Origin of the sequence: [Mycobacterium] stephanolepidis, assembly GCF_002356335.1 — a bacterium.
Lineage (GTDB): Bacteria > Actinomycetota > Actinomycetes > Mycobacteriales > Mycobacteriaceae > Mycobacterium > Mycobacterium stephanolepidis.
Genome location: NZ_AP018165.1, coordinates 3,097,175 through 3,121,592, shown reverse-complemented (window position 1 = coordinate 3,121,592; position 24,418 = coordinate 3,097,175). Strand labels below are relative to the sequence as shown.

Sequence of the window (24,418 nt, the reverse complement as noted above, 5' to 3'; positions counted from 1 at the left end):
TGCCTTCATGACTGTTCGTGCCGCACTGCGCCCGGGAACGCTGTCTCCCGAACGCCAGGTTCCCCTGTCGATCGACCGCCCCGAGTACGTGGGCAAGTCCAAGGTCGCGGAAGCCATCGGGGAACCGTACGTCCAGTCACCCGAGGTCGTCGACAAGATGCGCGTCGCCGGCAGGATCGCTGCGCAGGCGCTGGCGCTCGCCGGTGAGGCAGTGGCCCCCGGGGTCACCACCGACGAACTGGACCGAATCGCCCACGACTACATGGTTTCCCAGGGTGCCTACCCGTCAACGCTGGGGTACAAGGGATTTCCCAAGTCGTGCTGCACATCGCTCAACGAGATCATCTGCCACGGGATACCGGACTCGACCGTGATCGAGGACGGTGACATCGTCAACATCGACGTCACCGCCTACATCGACGGTGTGCACGGAGACACCAATGCCACCTTCCTGGCCGGAAACGTCTCCGAGGAACACCGCCTACTGGTAGACCGCACCCGCGAGGCCACTATGCGCGCCATCAATGCCGTCAAGCCGGGCCGGGCTCTCAGCGTCGTCGGACGGGTGATCGAGGCCTACGCAAAGCGGTTCGGTTACAACGTGGTTCGCTCCTTCACCGGGCATGGTGTGGGCCCCACATTCCACAACGGGCTTATCGTGCCGCATTACGACGACCCCGATCTGGACATCGTCATCGAGCCGGGCATGACGTTCACCATCGAACCGATGATCAACCTCGGATCGCTGGACTACGAGATCTGGGACGACACCTGGACGGTGGCGACCACCGATAAGCAATGGACCGCGCAGTTCGAGCACACCATGGTGGTCACCGACGACGGAGTAGAGATTCTGACACTGCCATGACAGGCGCCGTATCCGGCGCGCTGCTGGTGGGGGGTGTCAGCTCCGACGCCGGTAAGAGTCTGGTGGTCACCGGTCTGTGTCGGCTACTGGCCCGCAAGGGGATTCGTGTCGCGCCGTTCAAGGCGCAGAACATGTCCAACAACTCCGTGGTGACAATGGACGGTGGAGAGATCGGCCGTGCGCAGGCACTGCAGGCACGTGCCTGTGGGCTGGAACCGTCGGTCCGGTTCAATCCGGTACTCCTCAAGCCCGGTAGCGACCGGACCTCGCAGCTGGTGGTACGCGGACAGGCGACAGGAAACGTCAGCGCACGTTCCTACATCGAGCATCGCGAAGAACTGCGGCAGGTGGTTGCCGCGGAATTACGCTCGCTGCGTGCGGAATTCGATGTGGTGATTTGTGAGGGTGCTGGCTCGGTCGCCGAAATCAACCTGCGAGCGACTGATATCGCCAACATGGGGTTGGCGCAGGCAGCGGGCCTGCCGGTGGTGCTGGTCGGCGATATCGACCGGGGTGGCGTGCTGGCCCACCTGTTCGGATCGGTGGCCGTGCTCGAGCCCGCGGATCAACGACTAGTCGCCGGATTCATCGTCAACAAGTTCCGCGGTGACCGCACGCTGCTGGATCCGGGGCTGGAGCAGCTCGCCGCACTGACCGGCCGAACCACCTATGGTGTGCTGCCCTATGACGACCAACTATGGCTTGATGCAGAGGATTCGGTTTCTGTGGTGGCGTCGGCTCAGGTGGGCCGCCCTGCCACACCTATCGGGCGCGAATGGCTTCGGGTGGCCGCGGTGCGCCTGCCCCGAATCTCCAATTCGACCGACATCGAGGCCATCGCCTGCGAGCCCGGGGTGATCGTGCGGTGGGCGGCGCATCCCGCCGATATCGCCGATGCCGATGTGGTGGTCCTTCCGGGCACCAAGGCCACCGTCGCCGATCTGGCCTGGATGCGGGGCAACGGGATCGCCGACGCGGTTGTCGCACATGCCCGTTCGGGTGGCCCGGTGCTGGGTATTTGTGGAGGGTTCCAGATGCTTGCCGCCACGATCGACGATCGCGTCGAGTCGGGTGCCGGCACGGTCAGCGGCCTGGGCCTGCTCGATATCGACATCGCCTTCCAGCCGGCTAAGACACTGCGGCACTGGCAGTCTCCGGGGTTGACCGGCTATGAGATTCACCACGGAACGGTCACCCGCTCGGCGGTGGCGCCGTGGCTGACCGAGCATCACGAGGGCGCCGCCCACGGTGCGGTCCGGGGCACCCATTGGCACGGACTGCTGGACAACGACGATTTCCGACGCGCGTGGCTCACCGAGGCGGCATCCGCGGCCGGACGCTCCGGATTCACTGTCGCGGCGGATACCAACGTCGCAGACCACCGTTCGGCTCAGTTGGACAGATTGGCCGATCTCATCGACACCCACCTCGACGTCGATGCGCTGGCAGCCGTGTGGCAAGAATCAGGTTGTCCGGGATCGGACCCGTCATATCCGGTAATCGAACACAGTCGGTAATTGGGGCGTGGGTCGAATAGCCTGTGCGGGTGCACCGGGGCTTCAGGAACATCACAGCTATCGCAGCATCCGCACTGGCACTTGTGAGCTGCACCCAGACGGTGCCGGGTACCGCCACATGGCCGGGTGCGCGGATCGCGCAATCGCTACTGACGGCCGATGAGCTGCCGCAGGGGGCCAAGTACGACAGGGTTGTCGCCGATCTGGGGCCCGTGACGGTCAACAACCAGCAGGTAATCGGTGCGATGCCCTCGAATCCGCAAGGATGCGCGGACGGTTTGTCGCCCCGTTTGGCCAATGCGGGTAGAGCGGGCCCCGAGAACACCGCGCGATACATCGCGCGATTCAACGGCGCGAACATCATCGTCAGCCTGTTGCGCGACACCATCGACCTGGCCAACGTGAAAGCGGTGGCGACCCGGTGTGCCAAGTACGAGGTGTTCTTCGACAAGAACTCGCCGGGGACGCCGATGATCACCGATCCGGTGCAGGGCGGACCTGTTGGCGTCCTCATCTACAAGCAAACAATGATCATGCCCAAGGGCACGACTTCCCGGTACATGGCTTTCGCGAATGTCCGGGGGGTGGCGATGGTGGCGACATCCTTCGACCTGCGCGATCCGTCGGTCAAGGCCGTCGCGACGATGCCCCATACCTTCCTGGACATCGTGGCGAAACAGGTCGAGAAGATCGAACGAACCTGACGGCTCTGGGTGAAAGTTTCCTGAAAGGGCTGGTTAAAAGCCCAACCGGAACGGTCGTACTCAGGTAGCGTGCGCCCATGCCCAAGGTCTTCGCGCAAGCGGCTCATCTATGAGTCCGCCGCCCGAGCTTCGCCCCCCGCGCCCAGGGCCTCCACCTGCGCGTGACGGTGAATTGCATCAGGTCGTCACGATTGACGGCCGTACGGTGCAGGTCAACGTTTCGGGGCCGGACAAGGGAACCACCGTCGTCATGCTGGCCGCGGCCGGGCATTTCGCACTCAGTTATCGCTCGGTATGCGAGCGGCTGCACACCGCGGGGCTGCGCACCGCGGTGATCGGACACGACCCACATCTTCATGCCAAGGCCATCACCGGAGTGCTCGACGACATCGGCGTCAAGGTTGCGCTCCTGGTGGGAGACCGTGCGGGCGGCGAGCTGGCCTGGGATCTGGCCGCCAGCAAACTTGACAGGTTTATCGGTCTCGTGGCGATCGACCGTGGACATCCGCGTGTGGCCGACCGTGCCGGGCTGATTCGGGACAAGCACTGCCCGCCGGTGGAGATCAACACCACGGTGTTGGTCACCTCGGACGCGACCCGTGCCATCGCCCGCGCCAGCCAGCGTTTTGTGTACGGCGACTATCGGATTGTCGAATTGATGGGCCGTCGGTCGGCGACGCGCGACCTCACCCCGGAATTGGCGGCCGAGGTGGTGCTGCGCAGCAGCTCCTGGTGAGCTAGCTGCCCGCCTCGTACCAGTTCAGCCAGGAGTTCAATTCCCGGTAGGCCTGTATCCGTGCTTCCGCGACCGATAAGAACACATCGTGTTTGGCATCGGGGATCGGGATCACCCGTTGGTGGTTGCCGATGCATCCCGCCCAGCGCGCGATTTGCTGAACGTCCAGGACCGCATCGCCGTGCAGTGCCGCCGCCGGGTTGACGTCCCCCGGGAGGCTGCGATCCGAGCGCAGGATCACGTTGGGCACGCCGACGTCCAGGCCACGATGTAGTTCTGCATGCCCACGCCGGATGGCACTGATCCACCCGAACCGCACCGGGAACCCGCCGACCGGCTTCCATTCCAGGTTGTAGTCGAACTCTCCGTGGAAATCCTTGTGCAGGCTCGCTCCGTATGCGCCCTCGTGCGGTAGCGGGATCGCTTGTTTGGCGCGGAACCTCGAAATCGCGTTGACGGCCGCGGTGGTGCCCCCGCTGCGGAGGAGGGGACGTCCCTGAAGATCCAGCCAGGGGCTGTTGAGAATGAGACCTGAGACATCGCCCAAGCCGGCGGCCACCCGTAGACGATTGAGCCACAGCGAGACGATCAGACCGCCGGCGGAGTGCCCGTACACGAGCAGCGGTGCACCCGCGCTGTGTCCGGTGATGATGTTCACCGCGGCGTTGAGTTCGGCGTCGTAGAGCGATAGATCGCTGATGTAGTGCGGGGTTTGGTGAGCGCGCCGGGAACGCCCGCATTTACGCAAGTCGAGCGCGAAGAAGCGATAGCCGCGGGCCGAGAAATGTTCGGCAAGCTCGGTGTGGAAGAAGTAGTCGGTATATCCGTGCACCATCAGCACCGCGCGCCCGGTATCCGGTTGAATTTCCGGTCGCACCAGTGTGGCGGTAATTACACCTTCGCCATCAGGGTCAATGCCCAGTTCAATGGTCTTTCGAAGGTAGCCATCGAGGACATCGGATTCCCATGTCACGGCCATAGCCTAGTTGAAGGAATGACTGAATTACCCGCGCGATAACCTGTGTGTACTCCCGGGTAGTGGCGAAGCGTTGCCACTCCATCAGATTCGAAAAGGACAGTGAACCGGTGTCAAAAGCGCAGGTGGAGCAGACAGACGTTGCCCTGATTGGGTCAGGGATCATGAGCGCGACGCTCAGCGCCTTGCTGCGATTGGTCGAACCGGACCTGTCGATCACCTTGATCGAACGCCTTGATGCGGCTGCCAGCGAAAGCAGCGACCCGTGGAACAACGCGGGTACCGGGCACTCGGCGCTCTGCGAGCTCAACTACACGCCGCAGAAGGCAGATGGCTCGATCGACATCACCAAGGCCATCACCGTCAATGAGCAGTTCCAGGTGTCGCGCCAGTTCTGGGCCTACGCCGTCGAGAACGGTGTGCTGCCCGACGTCCGCGGATTCCTCAATCCCATCCCGCATGTGAGCTACGTGCACGGAGCCGACAAGGTCGAGTTTCTCCGTAAGCGCCACGACGCCCTGGTGGGCAACCCGCTGTTCGCAAAGATGGAGTTCATCAACGACGACGACGAGTTTGCGCGCCGTCTGCCGCTGATGGCCGCCGGACGCGATTTTTCCGATCCGGTGGGTTTGAACTGGAGCCAGGACGGCACCGATGTGGACTTCGGTGAGCTGTCAAAGCAGTTGGTGGGCTTCGGAGTTCGCACCGGCACCAACGCGATATTCGGTGTCGAGGTCCGCAACATCAGCCGTGAGAGCGATGGTGGATGGATTCTCAAGCTGGTCAACGGTCGTACGGGCGAGAAGCGCAAGCTCAAGGCGAAGTTTGTTTTCGTCGGCGCCGGTGGTGGGGCTCTCGGTCTGCTGCAGAAGGCCGGAATCCCTGAAGCCAAGGGCTTCGGCGGATTCCCGGTGAGCGGCGCCTTCTTGCGCACCAAGAACACCGATCTCACCGAGGGGCACAAGGCCAAGGTGTACGGCTTCCCGCCACTCGGTGCGCCGCCGATGTCGGCGCCGCACCTGGACACCCGCGTGATCAACGGCAAGGAATGGCTGCTTTTCGGACCGTTCGCCGGATGGTCGCCCAAGTTCCTCAAGATGGGCAAGATCACCGATCTGCCCTCGACGGTGAAGCCCAACAACCTCGCATCAATGATCGGCGTCGGTCTCACGGAGTTCGGACTGGTGAACTTCCTGCTGAGCCAGCTGCGTCTGACACCGGACGATCGAATCGACATGCTGCGTGAATTCGCGCCCAAGGCACAGCGTTCCGATTGGGAGCTGATTACCGCTGGGCAGCGCGTCCAGGTCATTCGGCCGGCCAAGGGCAAGGGTGGTGCGCTCGAATTCGGCACCATGGTGCTCAATTCGGCCGACGGCAGCATCGCAGGCTTGCTCGGGGCGTCGCCGGGTGCATCCACCGCAGTACCCGCCATGCTCGACGTCATGCAGCGTTGCTTCCCTGACCGGTTCGCGAACTGGATGCCCAAGCTCAAGGAAATGATTCCGTCGCTCGGTATCAGCCTGTCGGACGAGCCCTCATTGTTCGGTGAGGTATGGGACTGGGGGACACAGGTTCTCGGCCTGGAGCAGTGAGCACGGGGTGGTCCTGGTCCGCTGACCTGGACGCCGCGACGCTCTACGGACTGCTGCGGTTGCGTGCCGAAGCATTCATCGTCGGCCAGAACTGCGCCTATCAGGATCTCGATGGTCGTGATCTCGAACCAGAGACCCGACACTTCTGGATCAAGAACGAGAGCGGCGATGTCGTCAGTGGTCTGCGCGTGCTCGCGGATCTTGCCGGGTCGGGTTTCTGGATCGGACGGGTGTGCACGGCGGCGGAGGCGCGTGGTCGCGGGCATGCGGCGCACCTGGTTCGTACGGTACTGACAGAGATCGACGGCGCACCCTGTCGTCTGAATGCGCAGGCACACCTGAAGGACATGTATGGCAAGCTGGGATTCGTGGTCTCCGGTGATGAATTCCTCGAGGACGAGATTCCGCATGTGCCCATGACCTGGATGGCCGGAAATGGCTAGCACCACAGACATTCCGGGGTATCCACTCAGTGCGATAGTCGGGCACGACCAGTTGCGGCTGGCACTCGTGCTCTCTGCGGTACGCCCCGATATCGGTGGAGTGCTCATTCGTGGAGAGAAGGGCACCGCCAAGTCGACGGCGGTCCGTGCGTTGACCTCAGTGCTGCGAACGGTCGATGGTGCGCGTCTGGTCGAGTTGCCGATCGGCGCGACAGAGGATCGGGTGGTCGGATCCCTCGACCTGCAAAAGGTCTTGCGCGATGGCGAACACGCTTTCTCCCCAGGGCTTCTGGCGCGTGCCGACGGCGGCGTGCTGTACGTGGACGAGGTCAACCTGCTGCACGACCACCTGGTCGACGTGATCCTCGATGCGGCGGCGATGGGCCGGGTGCACGTCGAGCGTGACGGCGTATCCCATTCCTACGATGCGCGATTCGTATTGATCGGCACCATGAATCCTGAAGAAGGGGAGTTGCGTCCGCAACTGCTCGACCGTTTCGGATTCGCGGTTGATGTACATGCCTCTCGCGATGTGGCGGTGCGCGCCGAGGTCATCCGCAGGCGCCTCGCGTACGAGGCTGACCCGGCGGGGTTCGTGACGCGCTACGCATCCGAGGAGGCCGAGCTGGCGGCGCGGATTGCCGACGCCCGGCGCCTGCTGCCGCGAGTCGTCCTGCCTGACGCTGAACTACAGCGTGTCGCGGCGTTGTGCGCGGCCTTCGATGTGGACGGGATGCGTGCCGATCTGGTGGTGGCGCGTGCCGCCGTCGCGCATGCGGCATGGCGTGGTGCCGAGGTGGTCGGCGAGCCTGATATCCGGGTGGCCGCCGAGTTGGCGCTGCCTCACAGGCGGCGCCGGGACCCGTTCGACGAACCCGGCCTGGATCCCGAACAGCTCGACCAGGCGATGCGCGATAGCGCGCCGCAGCAGGATCAGGGCCCCGGCAACGACGATCCGGATCCCGATCCGGACGGCCCCGGTGGCGGCACGCCGGAACCTTCCGCGAACCCGCCAAAAACCAATGATTCACAGCAGGATTCGTCATCGGCGCCGGCGCCGCCGCGGCAGAGCCCGGCGCCTTCTGCAACCTTTCGCGCCAAGACGTTTCGGGTGCCCGGCGTCGGTATGGGGGCCCCGGGACGACGCTCGGCCGCACGCAACCGCACCGGCAAGGTCATCGCCCCGAGCTCCGATGAGGGATTCGGGGTACACGTAATCGGCACGCTGATGTCCGCGGCAGGCCGGGTGACCGAACCTGGCAGGCTGCCCAAGCCGGTGCTGTCCGATCTACAGTGGGCCATCAGGGAAGGCCGCGAAGGCAATCTGGTGATTTTCGTAGTCGATGCCTCCGGGTCGATGGCGGCACGTCAGAAGATGTCGGCGGTCAGTGGTGCCACCTTGTCGCTGCTGCGTGATGCGTATCAGCGACGCGACAAGGTTGCGGTCATCACCTTCCGCGGTCAGCAGGCGGCCACACTGCTGGCGCCGACGAGCTCAACGCATATCGCGGGGCGCAAGCTGCAGCAGTTCGATACTGGCGGCAAAACACCGCTGGCACAAGGACTTTTGGCGGCTCGGGATTTGGTGGCCCGTGAGCGAGGCCGCGATCCACATCGCCGCGCGCTCGTGGTGGTGCTCACCGATGGCCGCGCTACCGGCGGGCCGGATCCGTTGGGCCGGACGCGTCGAGCCGCGGGGATGTTGCGCGCCGAGCAGGTTGCGTGTGTGGTGATCGATTGCGAGACCTCTTTCGTAAGAATGGATCTGGCAGTCACACTGGCTCAGCAGCTTGATGCGCCGGTGATGCAGTTGGATCATCTGAACGCCGACCGGCTTGCCGGCGTGGTGCGCGGCGCCACTGCCGCCGCATGAGATAGCGGAGGGGTTCAATGCCACAGGGACAACCGTTGGTGGTGCCAGAGGACGGGCTCACCACCAAGGCGCGGAGGAACGCACCGATACTGGCTGTGCACACGGGTTCCGGAAAAGGTAAGTCCACAGCCGCTTTTGGTATGGCGTTACGGGCCTGGCATCACGGTGCGGACGTCGCTGTGTTCCAGTTCGTCAAGAGTGCGAAGTGGCGCGTCGGTGAGGAGTCGGTCTTCGGTGAGCTCGGCAAGCTGCACGATGAGCACGGGATCGGCGGCTCGGTGCAGTGGCACAAGATGGGTTCAGGGTGGTCCTGGTCGCGTAAGTCGGGTACCGAGACCGACCACGCCGCCGATGCGGCCGCCGGATGGGCCGAGATCGCGCGGCGGCTGGCCGCGGAGGAACACGGCTTTTACGTGCTCGACGAGTTCACCTACCCGCTCAAGTGGGGGTGGGTGGATCTGGATGAAGTTGTCGAAGTACTTCGTTCCCGCCCCGGCACACAGCATGTGGTCATCACCGGACGCGACGCGCCACAACAGCTTCTGGATGCGGCCGACCTGGTGACCGAGATGACGAAGATCAAGCATCCGATGGACCAGGGCCGCAAGGGCCAACGCGGTATCGAATGGTAGAGCGTGGGGTCCGCTAGCGTTCCCGCGATCGTGATTGCCGCTCCCGCCTCGGGAAGCGGGAAGACCACGGTGGCCACGGGTTTGATGGGAGCGCTGCGACGGGCCGGGCACGCGGTGGCGCCGTTCAAGGTGGGGCCGGATTACATCGATCCCGGATATCACAGCCTGGCGACCGGTAAGCCCGGCCGCAACCTCGACAGCGTGCTGGTGGGTTCTGAATTGATCGGCCCGTTGTTCCGCCACGGTGCGCACGGTGCCGATATCGCTGTGGTGGAAGGGGTCATGGGTCTCTTCGATGGGCGGATCGCCGACGAAAAGGGCTCAACCGCCGAGATTGCCGGCCTGCTCAACGCGCCGGTGGTGTTGGTAGTGGATGTCAAGGGGCACAGCCAGAGCCTGGCGGCGCTGCTGCACGGATTCGTGGTGTACGCCGCGGAGGCGGGCATCAGGATCGCCGGCGTGATTCTCAACCGGGTTGGGTCGGCTCGGCATCGGGAGATCCTCACGGCGGCAGCCGATCGTGCCGGACTATCAGTACTGGGTGCGTTGCCGCGTACCGAGAAGTTGTCGGTTCCTTCGCGCCACCTGGGACTGGTGACGGCTATCGAACATGGCCAGGCGGCCCTCGATGCGGTGGACGCGATGACCCACTTGGTCGCCGAGCACGTGGACCTGCCCGCGATCGTCGCTGCCGCGCGTAGCGAAGTCGCGACGAACGCGTGGGATCCGGTGGACGTTGTCGGTGACCCGGTAGTCGGCCGGCCGGTGGTCGCGTTGGCGGCGGGTCATGCGTTCACGTTCGGATATGCCGAGCATCGTGAGCTGTTGGCCGCGGCGGGCGCGGTGGTGGCCGAGTTCGACCCGCGCCGTGACGTCCTGCCCGACGAGACCTCCGCCCTGGTGCTTCCGGGTGGATTCCCGGAACAGTTCGCCACCGACCTGTCGTCCAATGAGCCACTGCGTCAACAGGTCCGTGATATGTCCGGGCCGATACACGCCGAATGCGCCGGTCTCACGTACCTGTGCAACGACCTCGATGGTGCTCCGATGTGCGGCGTGATCGACGCGCATGCCCGCTTCACCGACTCGCTAACCCTCGGATACCGCGAGGCGGTGTCGATCACCGACTCCACTCTCTTTGACGAGGGAGAACGGTTGAGTGGGCATGAGTTTCATCGCACCACGGTCGACTACCGCGACGACGCCAGAGAGCCCGCCTGGGCCTGGAGCACTGTTGGCGGCATCCGCCGCGAGGGCGTGGTGGCAGGAGAGGGGCGCATTCACGCCTCGTATCTACACACGCATCCGGCGGCGAACCCCAGGGCGACGGCCCGGTTCGTTGCGCAGGCGGCGAGATAGCCGTTCGTCCTCCCACTCGACGTCGGCGTGCCAGTCGGCCGGGTGTCTGCCATACTTGGCGATAATGAAAACCGTTATCATCATGACTCAACGGGTCACCTCAAGGACTGATCGAGAGTAGGTTTCGTTAAGAAGCCACGGTGCGTGATGAAGCGTGACTCAAATACTTTGAGCGGAAGGGTGATTGGCTGATGGTATGGCACGCAGTACTAGCGAAGGCCGCATCGACGGTAGTGACCGGTGCGGTGGGAGTCGCAGCTTACGAGGTTGCGCGCAAGGCCGCCGCCAAAGTTCCCGTCCGTGACGCCAGCGTCACCGTCGCCTCCTGGGGGCTGCGCGGTGTGCGTAAGGCCGAGGAAGGTGCCGAACGTGCACGACTGGCGATCGGTGATGTCGTCGCGGAGGCTCGCGAGCGTATCGGGGAAGAGGCCCCGCCGCCCGTGGTAGGAGAATCCGGTCACGATCACGAGCACTGAGCCACACATGGTCACTGTCGTATCTGACGCGGCCGGACGCCTGCGTGCCATTGCGACCGAGTTCATCGGTGATGTGCGGCGTGCCGTGCTGATCGAGGACACGCTGCTGCATGTGCACGGAGTTCGTGCCGTACACGCGTATCCGCGCACGGCCGCAGTGGTGGTGTGGTACTCAAAGGCAAGTGGTTCGGCCGAGGACATCCTGGAAGCGCTGTCCCGCGCCCTCGAGGCTCAAGTGCCGGAAACGCTGACGCGGGAACCGCATTCGTCTGATGTACGCAATGCCGACGTGGTGCGCATGGGCGTGGGCGGTGCGGCTCTGGTAGTGCTCGGACTTCGTCGATACCCCCTGCGGCGGCCGCCGCTACTGGGGCCGACCAGCCGCCTGCTGGCAACGGCTGTCACGATTTTCAGCGGATACCCGTTCCTGCGGGGGGCGCTTGCGGCATTGCGCAGCGGCAGATCTGCGGGCACGGATCTGTTGGTGTCCGCGGCCACCGTGGCCAGCCTGGTACTGCGCGAGAATGTGGTCGCACTGACGGTGTTGTGGCTGCTCAACATCGGCGAGTATCTGCAGGATCTCACGCTCCGGCGCACCCGTCGCGCCATCGCAGACCTGTTGTCGGGCAGCCAGGACACGTCATGGGTCCGTCTCAGGGATGGCACCGAGGTACAGGTCTCTACCGATTCATTGGCGGTCGGCGACGAGGTGGTGGTGCACGAGCAGGTGGCCATTCCGGTGGACGGCGATGTCGTGGAGGGTGACGCAATCGTCGACCAGTCGGCCATCACCGGTGAAACCCTGCCGGTCAGTATCGCCGCCGGGGGACGGGTGCATGCCGGTTCCGTCGTCATGCGCGGTCGCATCGTCGTGCGTGCCGCGGCGGTGGGAGGACAGACGATCATCGGCCGGATCATCACCCGGGTGGAGCAGGCGCAACGTGACCGCGCCCCGATTCAGACTGTCGGCGAGAATTTCTCGCGGCGATTCGTGCCCGCCTCGTTCCTGCTGTCGCTGGGCACCCTCGTGGTGACCAGGGATGTGCGGCGTGCCATGACGATGCTCTTGGTGGCCTGCCCGTGTGCGGTGGGCCTGTCTACTCCGACCGCCATCAGTGCCGCGATCGGCAACGGGGCGCGCAGGGGAATTCTGGTCAAGGGCGGGTCGCATCTGGAATTGGCCGGCAGGGTCGACGCGTTCGTGTTCGACAAGACCGGAACGCTGACCATCGGACGGCCGGTGGTGACGAATATCGTCGCCTTCGAAGAGGGCTGGGAACCCGAGCAGGTGCTGGCGTACGCGGCAAGCTCGGAGATCCACGCGCGGCATCCTTTGGGGGAGGCGGTTATTCGCTCGACCGAGGAACGCCACATCGCAATCCCGCCGCACGAAGAGTGCGAGGTGCTCGTTGGCCTGGGGATGCGCACCCGGGCCGATGGGCGAACCCTGCTGCTGGGTAGCCCCGCACTGCTGAGCAAGGAGAGCGTCCGGGTTACCCCGGAAGCCGACGAGTGGGTGGCCAAACTCCGCCGCCGCGCCGAGACTCCGCTTCTGCTGGCGGTCGACGGTGTACTCGTCGGACTCATCAGCTTGCGCGACGAGATCCGCCCCGAGGCCGCCGAGGTGTTGCAGGCGTTGCGGTCCTCGGGGGTAAAACGGGTGGTCATGTTGACCGGTGATCATGCGGAGACGGCACGCGCGGTAGCCGAGGAGCTGGGTATCGCGGAATGGCAGGCCGAGGTGCTGCCCGAGGACAAACTCCAGGCCGTGAGTCGGTTGCGTAGCGATGGGCATTTTGTGGCGATGGTCGGTGATGGAGTCAACGACGCGCCGGCGCTCGCGGCGGCTGATATTGGAATCGCCATGGGACTCAATGGAACCGATGTGGCTGTGGAAACCGCTGACGTTGCCCTGTCCAGTGACGATCTGCGCAAGCTGCTCGATGTACGGGGCCTGGGCGGCCGGGCCGTGACCGTGATCCGGCAGAACTACGCCATGTCTATCGCAGTCAACGCGATCGGGCTGGTGATCGGTGCTGGAGGTGCGCTCTCTCCGGTTCTCGCCGCGATTCTGCACAACGCGTCCTCGGTCGCGGTGGTCACCAATAGCTCGCGGCTTATCGGCTATGAACTCGACAATCGCCGCTCGTTCTCCTCGGTGCAACATCTGTCTCCAGCGGAGACGTGATCTTTAGGAGAAATGGCTATACCAGAACGGGTTCCGAAAATCAGGCCCGATCCACGGGAGCCCGCACCAAGGGAAGAATCACGTCGTCGACCATGCGGCGCATATACATCTCGTCGATGACGGTTCGCTTGAGAGCCGCGGTGAGGCTGAGGCCCAGCGGTATGTCGTAGACGAGTGATAGATCACGATCCCGTGCTATCTCGCCGCGCTCGACGGCGCGGGCGAATACGATCTCCATTCGCTTCTGAGTCTGCGACGCCAACAGATCATCCAATGCCTCCGCCAACGTGGAGTCGTTGACGGCCTCGGCGATGATCCCCGCCAACAGGTTGCCGGTGAGGATACTGTTTTCCTCCAAATCGCTGTAATCCCGTGCCTCGTATAGAGCATGCAAGTCCCCGCGCAAGCTCCCGGTGTCCGGCACGTCATCGAGTTTCCCCAGCGAGGGCCGCCCGTGCAGGATGGCATCGGCGGTGAGTGCCGCCTTGGAGGACCATCGCCGGTAGATAGCGGCCTTGCCGACCCCGGCGCGCGCGGCGATCTCGTCCATGCTCATCGCGTCGTAACCCTGTTCGGCGAGCACGATGAATGCCGCCTCCAAGATCGCGAGGTCCAAGGACCTATTCAGGCGTCCGGATGTTCTTTGCCGTTGAATGGCAGTGTTTTTCGTCATCGGTTCCGCGCAGGGGTGTATTCGCGGAGGTTGAGTGGCCACCAGAACCAACGGCCCAGGAGTGCGGCGATGGCCGGTGTCATGAAGGACCGCACGATCAGGGTGTCGAAGAGCAGCCCGAGGCCGATTGTCGTTCCGAGCTGCCCGACGATGCGCAGGTCGCTAACGACCATGGCGCACATGGTGAATGCGAACACCAGGCCAGCATTCGTCACCACCTTGCCACTGCCGCCCATGGCCCGGATGAAACCTGTCTTGAGCCCGCCATGGAGCTCTTCCTTGAATCGTGCGATAAGTAGCAAGTTGTAGTCCGAGCCCACGGCCAACAGGATGATGACCGACAACGGGACCACGAACCAGTGCAGATCCATACCCAGCAAGTCCTGCCAAATCAGGACCGAGACCCCGATTGATGCGCCGAGTGATATCGCTACTGTGCCGACGATAACCAGGGCCGCGACCACACTGCCGGTCACCAGCAGCATGATGATGAAGATCAAGCACAGTGATGCGATGCCCGCCAGGATGAGGTCGTACTTGGCCCCTTCCTGCAAATCCTTGTTCGCCGCAGCGGTCCCTCCCAGGAAGACCTTGGCGTTCTCGAGCGGGGTGCCCTTGATCGAATCAGCCACCGCCTCTTTGATATTGCCAACAGTCGAGATCCCTTCCACCGACGCGGGATTGCCCTGATGGGAGACGGTCATCCGGACGGCCTTCCCGTCGGGGGAGAGGAACATCTTCAGGCCGCGCTTGAAATCTGGATTGTCGAACACCTCGGGCGGCAGGTAGAACGAGTCGTCGTTCTTGGCTTCATCGAAGTACTTGCCCATCAGGGTGGAGTTTTTGGTGCTCTCATCCATCTGGTTCATGATCCCGGACATGGTGCTGTGCATTGTCAGCAGCGTGCCGTGCATGGACTTCATGATGGCGATCATGGGTGGAAACTCGGCGAGCATGCGTGGCATCAGGACATCGACTTTGTCCATGTTCACCAGCATGCCGTCCATGTCCTCGACCATCGCATCGACGCCGTCGAGTGCATCGAACACCGTCCGGCTGGCCCAGCAGATCGGGATATCGGCGCAGTGCTTCTCCCAGTAGAAGTAGTTGCGAATCGGCCTGAAAAAATCGTCGAAAGTTGCCATCAGGTCACGCATGTCGTGCATCCGGCCCTGCATGACCTTCATCTGGCCGGTCATGTCGTGCATGATGCCGGTGAGCTCGCGCATCATGTCGTAGACACGTTCCATGGTGCCGATCAAGGTTCCCATTTGATCGGCCATGGTCAGCATGTCCGCCATCCGGTCCTTCATGTACTTCATGTTCTGGATCTGGCCGGCACCCTGCAGGCCGATCTGGAACGGTATCGAACTGTGCTCGATGGGTGTGCCCAGCGGCCGGGTGATCGCCTGCACTCGACCGACGCCACGGGCATGGAACGCCGTCTTGGCAATTCTGTCGATGACCAGCATGTCCGAGGGATTACGCATGTCATGGTCGGCCTCGATCATGAGCATTTCGGGATTCATCCTGGCCGGCGAGAAATGCCGTTCCGCTGCCGCGTAACCAACTTTCGAGGGCACGTTGTCGGGCATGTACTGACGGTCGTCATAACCCGGGGTGTATCCGGGCAGGGTGAGCAACCCGATGAGTGCAATCCCCAGTGTCACAATGAGAATCGGTCCTGGCCAGCGCACCACCGCTGCCCCGATGCGCCGCCAGCCACGTTCGTCATGTTTGCGTTTGGGCTCGAACAGCCCGAAGCGGCTGCCGATCGCCAGTACCGCGGGAGCCAGGGTGAGAGCTGCGGCGACGATGACGAGAATGACCAGTGCGCAGGGCACACCCATGGACCGGAACAGTGGCAGACGCGTCAAGCTGAGGCACAGGGTAGCGCCGACGATTGTCAGTCCAGATCCCAAGATGACATGTGACACGCCGGAATACGCGGTGTAGAAGGCGGCATCTCGATCTTCTCCGGATTGCCGCGCCTCGTGATAACGACCCAACAGGAAGATCACATAATCGGTCCCCGCGGCGATGCCCAGCATCGTGACCATGCTCACGGCATAGGTCGAGAGGCCAATGACATTGAGATTGCCCAATGTTGCGACGACACCCTGACCCGCCATCAGCTCGACTCCGACGATCACCAGCGCCACGAACATGGTGATCACGGAGCGGTACACGAAGAGCAGCATCACGACGACGACGCCCACCGCTATCAGAGTCGTCTTCTGCATGCTCTTGTTGCCTGCCGTTCCGGTGTCCGCGCTTGCGGCGGTTCCTCCGGTGACGTAGGCCTGCACGCCGTCGGGGCCGGGTGTCTCGGCGATGATCTTACGAACGGCATCCACGGATTCATTCGCCAAGGTGGTTCCCTGGTCCCCGGCCAGGTTCACCTGGACATAGGCGGCTTTCCCGTCGGCGCTCTGAGCCCCTGACGCGGTAAGCGGATCTCCCCAGTAGTCGGAGATGTGTTGGACGTGGGTCGGATCGGCCTTGAGTTTCTTGATGATCTCGTCGTAGAAACGGTGTGCCTCATCGGCCAGTTCTTGCTTCCCCTCCAACACGATCATGACGGAGCTGTCGGAGTCGAACTCCCCGAAGACCTTTCCGGTGTGCATCATCGCGATCATCGACGGAGCGTCCTTGGGGGACATCGAGACCGAATGTGCCTTACCCACCTCATCGAGCGACGGTGTGACGACATTGAGGATGATGGCGATACCTAACCAGAAGAGGATGATCGGGATCGACAAGGCCCGGATGATCCGTGCGATCCGCGGAGGCCGGGCGGCGTGCTCGCCGCTGCCGTGCCTCATGCGGACTTCACCAGGCAGTAGATGTAGGCGTTGTGCTCGTTGGAAACTCGCTCCACCTTGACCTCGCCATTGACGATGATCCGGCAACCGATTGTGTTGCCGTTGCCTTGGGCGACGATGTTCCCACTCAACGACGGCAAGATCGAGACGATCTTGAACGACCATGGCAGCTGCACGGCGTCGACGCGCGTCGGCTGCGCGTCCTCGTTGAAGTAGTTCACATCTGCCATGGCACCCGGTTCTCCAAATACTTCATATACGAGTGTCTTTGGGTTGTAGGGGACGGCATCTTTCGCGTTGTTGTCGGCAGAAGAGGCGAAGGAGTCCGCACCGAAAATCCCGCGTACCCGTAACACCGCGAATCCGCCGACCGCGAGTACCACGGCGATCAGCAGCGGCATCCAGACCCGTCTTATGACGCGAAGCATCCCAAACCCCTTTGGCTTCAATGGAATTAGCAGATGGCTGGCGGGCTTACGTTATGCAACTGCCGTAGTTGGTCGAAACGGGCATCTTTGCCCCATGCGGAACTGGAGTTCCGCGTGATGGTCGGGACGGTACCGCAGTTCCGGTCGGTGCGCGACACGAGTGAGCTAACTATGAGGATCCTTGGGGCGCCATGATTTGCCATTGCTCGCGTGGACCCCTCGTCGCAGCCGCGTCGCCCCTCGTCACGAGCGTCTCTGCTCGACACCCGTGGCTTCCCGGCCACCTCACCAGTCGCAAAACTAATGGCAGGTATGCACTGATTTCGATCCAAGGCCTGGCGTGGATCTTGATCGGTAGGGAAATCAGTCAATTTGCGCTCACGGTGAGTAAATTGCATAAATATTTCATAGAGGCGGTCGGGTTAAATGTTCTCGAAATGCCGGCTTATGGCAAAATTAGAGACGTCCCTTGGCAAGGTGCCTGAGTGCCTCGTCGTCTCGCAGAAGATATCAATAAGCTGGATATTGATGCGAAATCACGGCTTGTGGCACCGACTTGACAGGTCGTCGTGTGGCGTCAATGGCAAACAGTTATGTGCGTGAAAACATTTGTGAATTTCTTGTTTCCCGGCTATCGATGAGCTGTTAATGGGGAACGGGGTAGGGGTCTAAAAATGGTCAATGATCGATGCCTTCTCACAGTTTGAGTCGGGGCACTGTGATCCTGATCTCCCGAGTCGCGAATTCCTTTCGCGCGTCCTATCTTTAGCTCTGTCGGGTTCTACTGCTAGTTGTCTCCTGTTCTACTACCAGGCAGATTGTCGTGCGCGAGGAGGACGTAGCAAGATGAAAAAAGCGTCTGTAACCCCAGTTGCAGTTATCGGGTTGGGGTGCCGGCTTCCGGGTGGGATCGAATCGCCCGAACAGTTCTGGGAGGCGCTGCTGCGCGGTGAGGACTTCGTTACTGAGGTGCCCCCCGCGCGCTGGGACTTGAGCGAGTACTACGACCCCGAGTCCGGTGTGCCCGGCAAGTCGCCTTCCAAGTGGGGGGCCTTCCTGGAAGACGTTGGTGGCTTCGATGCGGACTTCTTCAGCATCAACGAGCGTGAGGCCGTCTCGATCGATCCTCAGCACCGCGTTTTGCTCGAAACATCTTGGCAGGCAGTGGAACACGCGGGCCTCAATCCGCGGACCCTTGCTGGCTCGCAGACCGGGGTATTTGTGGGAGTGACCCACAACGACTATCAGTTGGTGGCCGCGGACGCGGCGGATCTGGGCGGTCCCTACGGATTCGCGGGGACAAACTTTTGCATGGCATCGGGGCGTATCTCCTATGCCCTGGGTGTGCATGGACCGTCATTGACGGTCGATGCCGGGTGCGCCGCGGGGCTGGCGACTGTACATATGGGGTGCCAGAGCCTGGCGGCGGGCGAAAGTGATCTCGTGCTCGCCGGCGGCGTCAACCTTGTCTTGGAACCGCGCAGGTATGTCGGTGCCTCGCAGCAGCGCATGCTCTCTCCGACCGGACGCTGCCACACATTCACAGGTGAGGCCGACGGTTTCGTGATGTCTGAGGGCTGCGTCATGATTCTGCTGAAGCGGTTGGACGATGCGGTGCGAGACGGAGACCGGATTTTGGCGGTCGTGCGGGGCACGGCGTCGAATCAGGATGGGCGCACGGTGAATCAGTCGACTCCGTCTTCGGACGCGCAGGCGGCCGCATGCCGTACTGCGCTGGCAGCTGCCGGTGTGGACGCCAACACAGTCGGACTGATCGAGGCGCACGGTACGGGCACGCCCGTGGGTGATCCCATCGAGTACACCGGTCTGGCGCAGGTTTATGGAGTCGACGGGCCGTGCGCGGTGGGGTCGGTGAAGACCAACTTTGGGCACACCATGTCGGCGGCGGGTGCGCTGGGACTGATGAAGATCATTCTCGCGGTGGAGCACGGCGTGATTCCGCCGAACCTGCATTTCACCGGGATTCCGGACAAGCTTACCGGTGTCGCAACGAACCTTTTTGTGCCGCAATCGGTTATCCCATGGCCTGGGAACATCGACGGCCCGCGCCGCGCCGGGGTATCGGCATACGGAATGTCGGGTTCCAACGTCCATGCGGTGGTGGAACAAGCTCCGGCAGCCGTGTCTTCGGAAACTAGCGTGGAGTCGCCCCTGGGATCCCAGCTCATCTTCCCGGTGTCTTCGACGTCTGCCGATGAGTTGCGTCGCACTGCGGGCAGGCTGGCCGACTGGCTGTCCGAGGGCGCCGATGTCTCGGTCGGGGATGTGGGATACACCCTGGCGCGTCGAAGGGCGCACCGACCGGTGCGCACCACCGTGGTGGCCGATGGCGTCGACGAACTGGTGGCCGGGCTGCGTGAGGTTGCCGACGATGAGGCCCCCTTTCAGGCGGCAGTTGCCGAGGATGACCGCGGCCCAGTCTGGCTTTTCTCCGGTCAGGGATCGCAATGGGCGGCCATGGGTGCGGAATTACTTGGTAAGGAACCGGTATTCGCCGCGACTATCGCCCGCCTCGAGCCACTGATCCAGGCGGAGTCCGGGTTCTCGCTCAGCGAGGCGATCTCGGCGCCGGAGACGGTCACGGGTATCGATCGGGTTCAGCCGACGTTGTTCGCCATGCAGGTGTCATTGGCTGCCACCATGGCTTCGTACGGAGTGAAGCCCGGAGCGGTCATCGGGCACTCGATGGGCGAGGTGGCGGCCGCGGTTGTCTCCGAGGCGCTGTCGTTGGAAGACGGCGTGAAGGTGATCTGTCGTCGTTCACAGTTGATGCTGCGTATCTCGGGCGCCGGCGCCATGGCTTCCGTCGATCTGCCGGCTCAGCAGGTGGTCGCGGAACTGGCCGATCGGGAGATAGACGATGTGGTCCTGGCGGTGGTCGCGTCGCCGCAGTCGACGGTTGTCGGCGGTGCTACCGAGACAGTGCGCCAGCTCATCGCCGAGTGGTCTGATCGCGGATTGATGGCCCGTGAGGTGGCCGTCGACGTTGCGTCGCACTCACCGCAGGTGGATCCGATTCTGGACGATCTTGCCGATGCCCTCGAAGATCTTTCGCCTCGGACACCCGTTGTCCCGCTCTACTCTTCGGTCTCGTTCGATCCGCGCGAAAAGCCCGTCATGGATGCCGATTACTGGGTGGACAACCTGCGCCACACAGTACGGTTCGCGGCGGCAGTGCAAGCGGCGCTGGATGACGGGTACCGCGTTTTCGGTGAGCTGGCACCACACCCGTTGCTGGTGTATCCCGCCGAACAGACCGCGCGCAGCCTCGACATCCCGATGGTGGCCCTTGCCGGTATGCGCCGCGAGCAGGAACTGCCGCATGGGCTTCGTGACTTTGTGGGAGACGTCTATACGGCCGGCGGCGCAGTGGACTTCTCGGTGCTCTACCCAGCGGGCGCCCTTGTGGATGTGCCGCTGCCCAGCTGGACCCGCCAGTCGTACCTGTTGGATCTTTCCGCGCAGGCACAGGGCCAGAGCGGTCACACCGTTGCCGTCCACCCGTTGCTCGGCGCATATGTGCGACTCACCGAGGAGCCTGTGCGCCACATCTGGCAGGCCGACGTCGGCACCGAGGCGCAGCCCTGGATCGCGGACCATCAGGTTCGTCATGTGGCGGTGTACCCGGGCGCCGCATACTGCGAGATGGCGCTGTCGGCCTCGGCTGCTGTGTTCGGTGAAGGCTCAGCAGTAGAGGATATTTCGTTCGAACAGCTGCTGACCTTGGGGGAGACGACACCGATATCGGCTACGGCCACGGTGAAATCTGCGGATGCACTCGAGTTCGTGGTGGAAACCCACGACGAAGGAGAGACAGTCAAGCGCGCCACAGCGGTTTTGGGCGGTGGCGGAGAGGTCGACGTTCCCGTGGCCTACGACCTGGCCGTGCTACAGGCGGAGCACCCGTACAGTGCGGCGGGCGACGAACTGCGACAGTCGTTCGACGAGAGGGGAGTTCAGTACGGCCCGGCCTTCCAGGGCTTGGCGTCTGCGCGCCACGGCGACGAGTCCGTCAGGTCCGTGCTGGCGGAAGTGGCACTGCCTCGGGATGTTCGGGCACAGCAGGGCAGTTACATCGTTCACCCCGCGCTCCTGGACGCCTGCTTCCAGTCCGTCATCGCGCTGCCTGATGTTCAGGCGGCCAGCAAGAACGCGCTGCCGCTTCCCAAGGGTGTGCGCAGTCTGCACGCCTACGAATCCGCACGCTCCACGCAGTACTGCTACACCCGGGTGACCAAGGTGATTGGCAACGAGGTGGAAGCCGATATCGATCTGCTGGACGAGAACGGCGCCGTGCTGGTCGCCGTGCGGGGCTTCCGATTCGGTACCGGCGCCTCCGACGACGAGCAGCGTGATCAGCTGCTCAACAACCGCCTGCTCGCCATCGAATGGCAGCAGCAGCGGTTGCCCGAGGAGGTATCGGGCGGCCCGCGCAGGTGGCTGCTGGTCAGCACGGGCGAGACCGTGGACCCGTGGGCATCGGAGCTGATCGATTCGCTGAAGCTGCGCAACAGCGAGGTGGCACTGATTCAGTGGCGGCCAGACACCGATCGTGTTGCGGCACTGAAGCTTCTGTACGACCAGCTGGAGACCGGCGGCTTCGACGGTGTGCTCGTCGTCACCGCCCCCGGAGCGGCCGCAGGTGCGGACAGGGTGGCCCTGCAAGGTGCCGATCAGGTTCGGCATTTGGTGCGGATCACCCGAGAGCTGGTGGACCTGCCGGGTGAGCCGCCGCGGCTGTACGTGGTGACACGCAACGCCCAGACGGTTGTGGACGGCGACGTCACCAACCTGGAACAGGCCGGACTGCGGGGGCTGGTGCGTGTCATCGGCGCCGAATATCCCCACCTGCGTGTCACACACATCGACGTCGACGGACACACCGCCGCCCAGAACGTGGCGGACGAGTTGGCTTCCGGGTCGGAAGAAGACGAGACCGCATGGCGCGACGACCACTGGTACCGGGCTCGCCTGAACCTGGGTCCGCTGGGCCCCGACGACTGGCGCAGTACCGTCGCGACACCTGACAATGAGGGTGTGCGGTTCGAGGTCCGCACGCCGGGAGATCTGCAGTCGCTCGGGTTCGTCGCATTCGATCGGGTGGCCCCCGGGCCGGGACAGATCGAAGTCTCGGTCACAGCCACCAGCATCAACTTCGCGGACGTGCTGAACGTGTACGGCCGATACTCGAGTTTCGAAGGCCGACAGGAGCTCGGCGTCGACTTCGCGGGCGTGGTGACGGCCATCGGCGAGGGCGTCACCCAGCACCAGGTGGGTGACCGCGTGGGCGGTATGACACCGACCGGCGCCTGGAGAAGCTTCGTCGTGGTCGATGCGAACCTTGCCGCGACACTCCCGGCCGAGGTGCCCGATAGGGAGGCAGCAGCCGTCCCGGGTGCTCATGTCACCGCCTGGTACGGGCTACATGAACTAGCCAGGATCTCCGCGGACGACAAGGTGTTGATCCACTCCGGTACCGGTGGCGTGGGGCAGGCGGCGATTGCCATCGCCCGTGCCGCGGGGGCCGAGATCTATGCCACCGCGGGCAGCGAAGAACGGCGAGAACTGTTGCGCAGCTGGGGTATCAAGCACGTATATGACTCGCGTAGTACAGAATTCGCAGACCTGATCCGTCGCGACACCGACGGCTACGGTGTCGACATCGTGCTCAATTCGCTCACCGGTGCCGCGCAACGGGCCGGAGTGGAGTTGTTGACGTTCGGTGGCCGCTTCATCGAGATCGGCAAGCGCGACATCTACGGCGACACCCGGCTGGGGCTGTTCCCCTTCCGGCGGAACCTGTCGTTCCACGCCGTCGATCTTGTCCTGGTATCGAAGACACGGCCACAGGCGATCTACCGCACCCTGACAGCGCTGTATGGGCAGATGGCGGAGGGGGTGCTGCCACTGCCGGAGATCTCGTCCTCTCCATTGCAGGACGCCGCCGAATCGATCCGTGTGATGGGTGCTGCGGGACATACCGGAAAGCTCGTTCTGGACCTGCCTAAGGCGGGCGAGGTAGATGCGGTGATCCCGGCGTCGCATGCACCTGCGTTCCGCCGAGAGGGTGCGTATGTGATCACTGGTGGCCTCGGCGGCCTGGGCTTGTTCCTGGCGCGCAAGCTGGCAGTGGCCGGCGTCGGCCGGATCATCCTCAACGGTCGCAGCGCTCCGAAGCCCGAGGCGGTGGAGACCATTGAGCAGATCCGGCACAGTGGCATCGAAATCGATGTGGTGCTCGGCGATATCGCCGAACCGGAGACGGCACAACGTCTGGTGGCGACAGCAACGGAGACTGGGAAGCCCGTGCGTGGCGTACTGCATGCCGCGGCGCTGGTGCACGATGCCACGCTCGCGAATATCACCGACGAACTGATCGATCGTGGGGACTGGCGCCCCAAGGTGCATGGAGCCTGGAATCTGCACGAGGCCACCGCGGAGCAACCGCTGGACTGGTTCTGCTCCTTCTCGTCGATTGCGGCGCTGGTGGGCTCTCCGGGGCAGGGTGCCTACGCAGCGGCTAACAGCTGGCTGGACGGATTCACGCACTGGCGACGCGCTCAGGGCTTACCGGCAACCGTCATCGCTTGGGGCGCCTGGTCGGAGATCGGGCAGGGCACGCACCTGGCGAACGCGGATGCCGCCATCCTCCCAGACGAGGGTGCCTATGCCTTCGACACAGTGCTTCGGCACGACCGGGCGTACACCGCCTACGCGCCGATGGCCGGCATATCGTGGCTGGCCGACTTCGTCGAGCGCAGTCCGTTTGCTCAGGCGTTCCGTGATGCGGGTCAATCTCAAACGGAGACAAACAAATTCCTCGACGAGCTCAACGCGTTACCGCGTGAGGAGTGGCCGACTCGACTCCGGAAACTGGTCGCCGAGCAGGTGGGTCTGGTGCTCCGGCGATCGATCGATCCCGACCGATCCCTCCCGGACTATGGCCTGGACTCGTTGGGCAACCTCGAAATTCGTACCCGTATCCAAGCGGACACCGGCGTCCGTATCGGTCCGGCTGATGTATCGACAGTGCGGTCTTTGGCGTCGCATCTGTACGACAAGCTGGCCGATCAGGAATCCGAAGTCGCTTCGTCTTAAGGGGAT

Annotated in this window: 16 protein-coding genes; 12 read left to right on the top strand and 4 right to left on the bottom strand. The window is 63.4% G+C overall.

The genetic code is table 11. The features are described 5' to 3' along the window. Positions 1 to 7 precede the first annotated feature (7 nt). From map to MSTE_RS15475, 4 genes are all read left to right on the top strand, one after another. Positions 8 to 868 (top strand): type I methionyl aminopeptidase, encoded by an 861-nt coding sequence (gene map / locus MSTE_RS15490; protein WP_193442029.1) that lies wholly within the window; start codon positions 8 to 10, stop codon positions 866 to 868. Continuing rightward, the gene (locus tag MSTE_RS15485) at positions 865 to 2,385 is read left to right on the top strand and encodes a cobyric acid synthase (RefSeq protein WP_096502505.1); all 1,521 of its coding nucleotides are present in this window, start codon (positions 865 to 867) and stop codon (positions 2,383 to 2,385) included. The genes map and MSTE_RS15485 overlap by 4 nt, the downstream gene beginning before the upstream one ends. An 83-nt stretch (positions 2,386 to 2,468) precedes the next feature. Continuing rightward, complete coding sequence (locus tag MSTE_RS15480; RefSeq protein ID WP_096505958.1) at positions 2,469 to 3,089, top strand: hypothetical protein; 621 nt, start codon at positions 2,469 to 2,471, stop codon at positions 3,087 to 3,089. A gap of 109 nt (positions 3,090 to 3,198) precedes the next feature. Beyond that, entirely contained in the window at positions 3,199 to 3,825 is a 627-nt protein-coding gene (locus MSTE_RS15475; RefSeq protein WP_078285373.1) for an alpha/beta fold hydrolase, read from the top strand. A 1-nt stretch (position 3,826) separates the two neighbouring features. On the opposite strand, the gene MSTE_RS15470 is transcribed toward MSTE_RS15475, so the two are convergent. Then, positions 3,827 to 4,804 carry an alpha/beta hydrolase gene (locus MSTE_RS15470; protein ID WP_162291440.1) on the bottom strand — a complete coding sequence of 326 codons (978 nt, stop codon included), beginning with the start codon at positions 4,802 to 4,804 and terminating at the stop codon, positions 3,827 to 3,829. A gap of 107 nt (positions 4,805 to 4,911) precedes the next feature. On the opposite strand from MSTE_RS15470, the gene mqo reads away from it, so the two are divergent. The 7 genes from mqo (at position 4,912) to MSTE_RS15435 (ending at position 13,367) form a co-directional block, all read left to right on the top strand. After that, complete coding sequence (gene mqo, locus MSTE_RS15465) at positions 4,912 to 6,396, top strand: malate dehydrogenase (quinone) (RefSeq protein WP_162291439.1); 1,485 nt, start codon at positions 4,912 to 4,914, stop codon at positions 6,394 to 6,396. Then, the gene (locus tag MSTE_RS15460; protein WP_096502503.1) at positions 6,393 to 6,839 is read left to right on the top strand and encodes a GNAT family N-acetyltransferase; all 447 of its coding nucleotides are present in this window, start codon (positions 6,393 to 6,395) and stop codon (positions 6,837 to 6,839) included. The genes mqo and MSTE_RS15460 overlap by 4 nt, the downstream gene beginning before the upstream one ends. Next, positions 6,832 to 8,712: a VWA domain-containing protein gene (locus MSTE_RS15455; RefSeq protein WP_096502501.1), complete on the top strand. Its 1,881-nt coding sequence runs from the start codon at positions 6,832 to 6,834 to the stop codon at positions 8,710 to 8,712. Before MSTE_RS15460 ends, MSTE_RS15455 begins: the two co-directional genes overlap by 8 nt. A 17-nt stretch (positions 8,713 to 8,729) precedes the next feature. Continuing rightward, on the top strand, positions 8,730 to 9,344 hold the full coding sequence (gene cobO, locus MSTE_RS15450; protein ID WP_096502499.1) for a cob(I)yrinic acid a,c-diamide adenosyltransferase: 615 nt from the start codon (positions 8,730 to 8,732) through the stop codon (positions 9,342 to 9,344). Positions 9,345 to 9,371: 27 nt separating this feature from the next. Further along, complete coding sequence (locus MSTE_RS15445) at positions 9,372 to 10,703, top strand: cobyrinate a,c-diamide synthase (RefSeq protein ID WP_096505952.1); 1,332 nt, start codon at positions 9,372 to 9,374, stop codon at positions 10,701 to 10,703. Positions 10,704 to 10,894: 191 nt separating this feature from the next. Then, on the top strand, positions 10,895 to 11,179 hold the full coding sequence (locus MSTE_RS15440; RefSeq protein WP_030093967.1) for a DUF1490 family protein: 285 nt from the start codon (positions 10,895 to 10,897) through the stop codon (positions 11,177 to 11,179). A gap of 7 nt (positions 11,180 to 11,186) precedes the next feature. Continuing rightward, complete coding sequence (locus MSTE_RS15435; RefSeq protein WP_096502497.1) at positions 11,187 to 13,367, top strand: heavy metal translocating P-type ATPase; 2,181 nt, start codon at positions 11,187 to 11,189, stop codon at positions 13,365 to 13,367. A 40-nt stretch (positions 13,368 to 13,407) separates the two neighbouring features. On the opposite strand, the gene MSTE_RS15430 is transcribed toward MSTE_RS15435, so the two are convergent. From MSTE_RS15430 to MSTE_RS15420, 3 genes are read right to left on the bottom strand one after another with little or no spacing between them, the layout of a single operon-like run. Next, complete coding sequence (locus MSTE_RS15430) at positions 13,408 to 14,040, bottom strand: TetR/AcrR family transcriptional regulator (protein WP_096502495.1); 633 nt, start codon at positions 14,038 to 14,040, stop codon at positions 13,408 to 13,410. Further along, positions 14,037 to 16,865 carry an MMPL/RND family transporter gene (locus MSTE_RS15425; protein ID WP_096502493.1) on the bottom strand — a complete coding sequence of 943 codons (2,829 nt, stop codon included), beginning with the start codon at positions 16,863 to 16,865 and terminating at the stop codon, positions 14,037 to 14,039. The genes MSTE_RS15430 and MSTE_RS15425 overlap by 4 nt, the downstream gene beginning before the upstream one ends. Continuing rightward, complete coding sequence (locus MSTE_RS15420) at positions 16,862 to 17,293, bottom strand: MmpS family transport accessory protein (protein WP_096502491.1); 432 nt, start codon at positions 17,291 to 17,293, stop codon at positions 16,862 to 16,864. Before MSTE_RS15420 ends, MSTE_RS15425 begins: the two co-directional genes overlap by 4 nt. An 846-nt stretch (positions 17,294 to 18,139) precedes the next feature. On the opposite strand from MSTE_RS15420, the gene pks2 reads away from it, so the two are divergent. Next, positions 18,140 to 24,412, top strand: coding sequence for a sulfolipid-1 biosynthesis phthioceranic/hydroxyphthioceranic acid synthase (gene pks2 / locus MSTE_RS15415; protein ID WP_096502489.1), 6,273 nt, complete (start codon positions 18,140 to 18,142; stop codon positions 24,410 to 24,412). Positions 24,413 to 24,418: the final 6 nt, after the last annotated feature.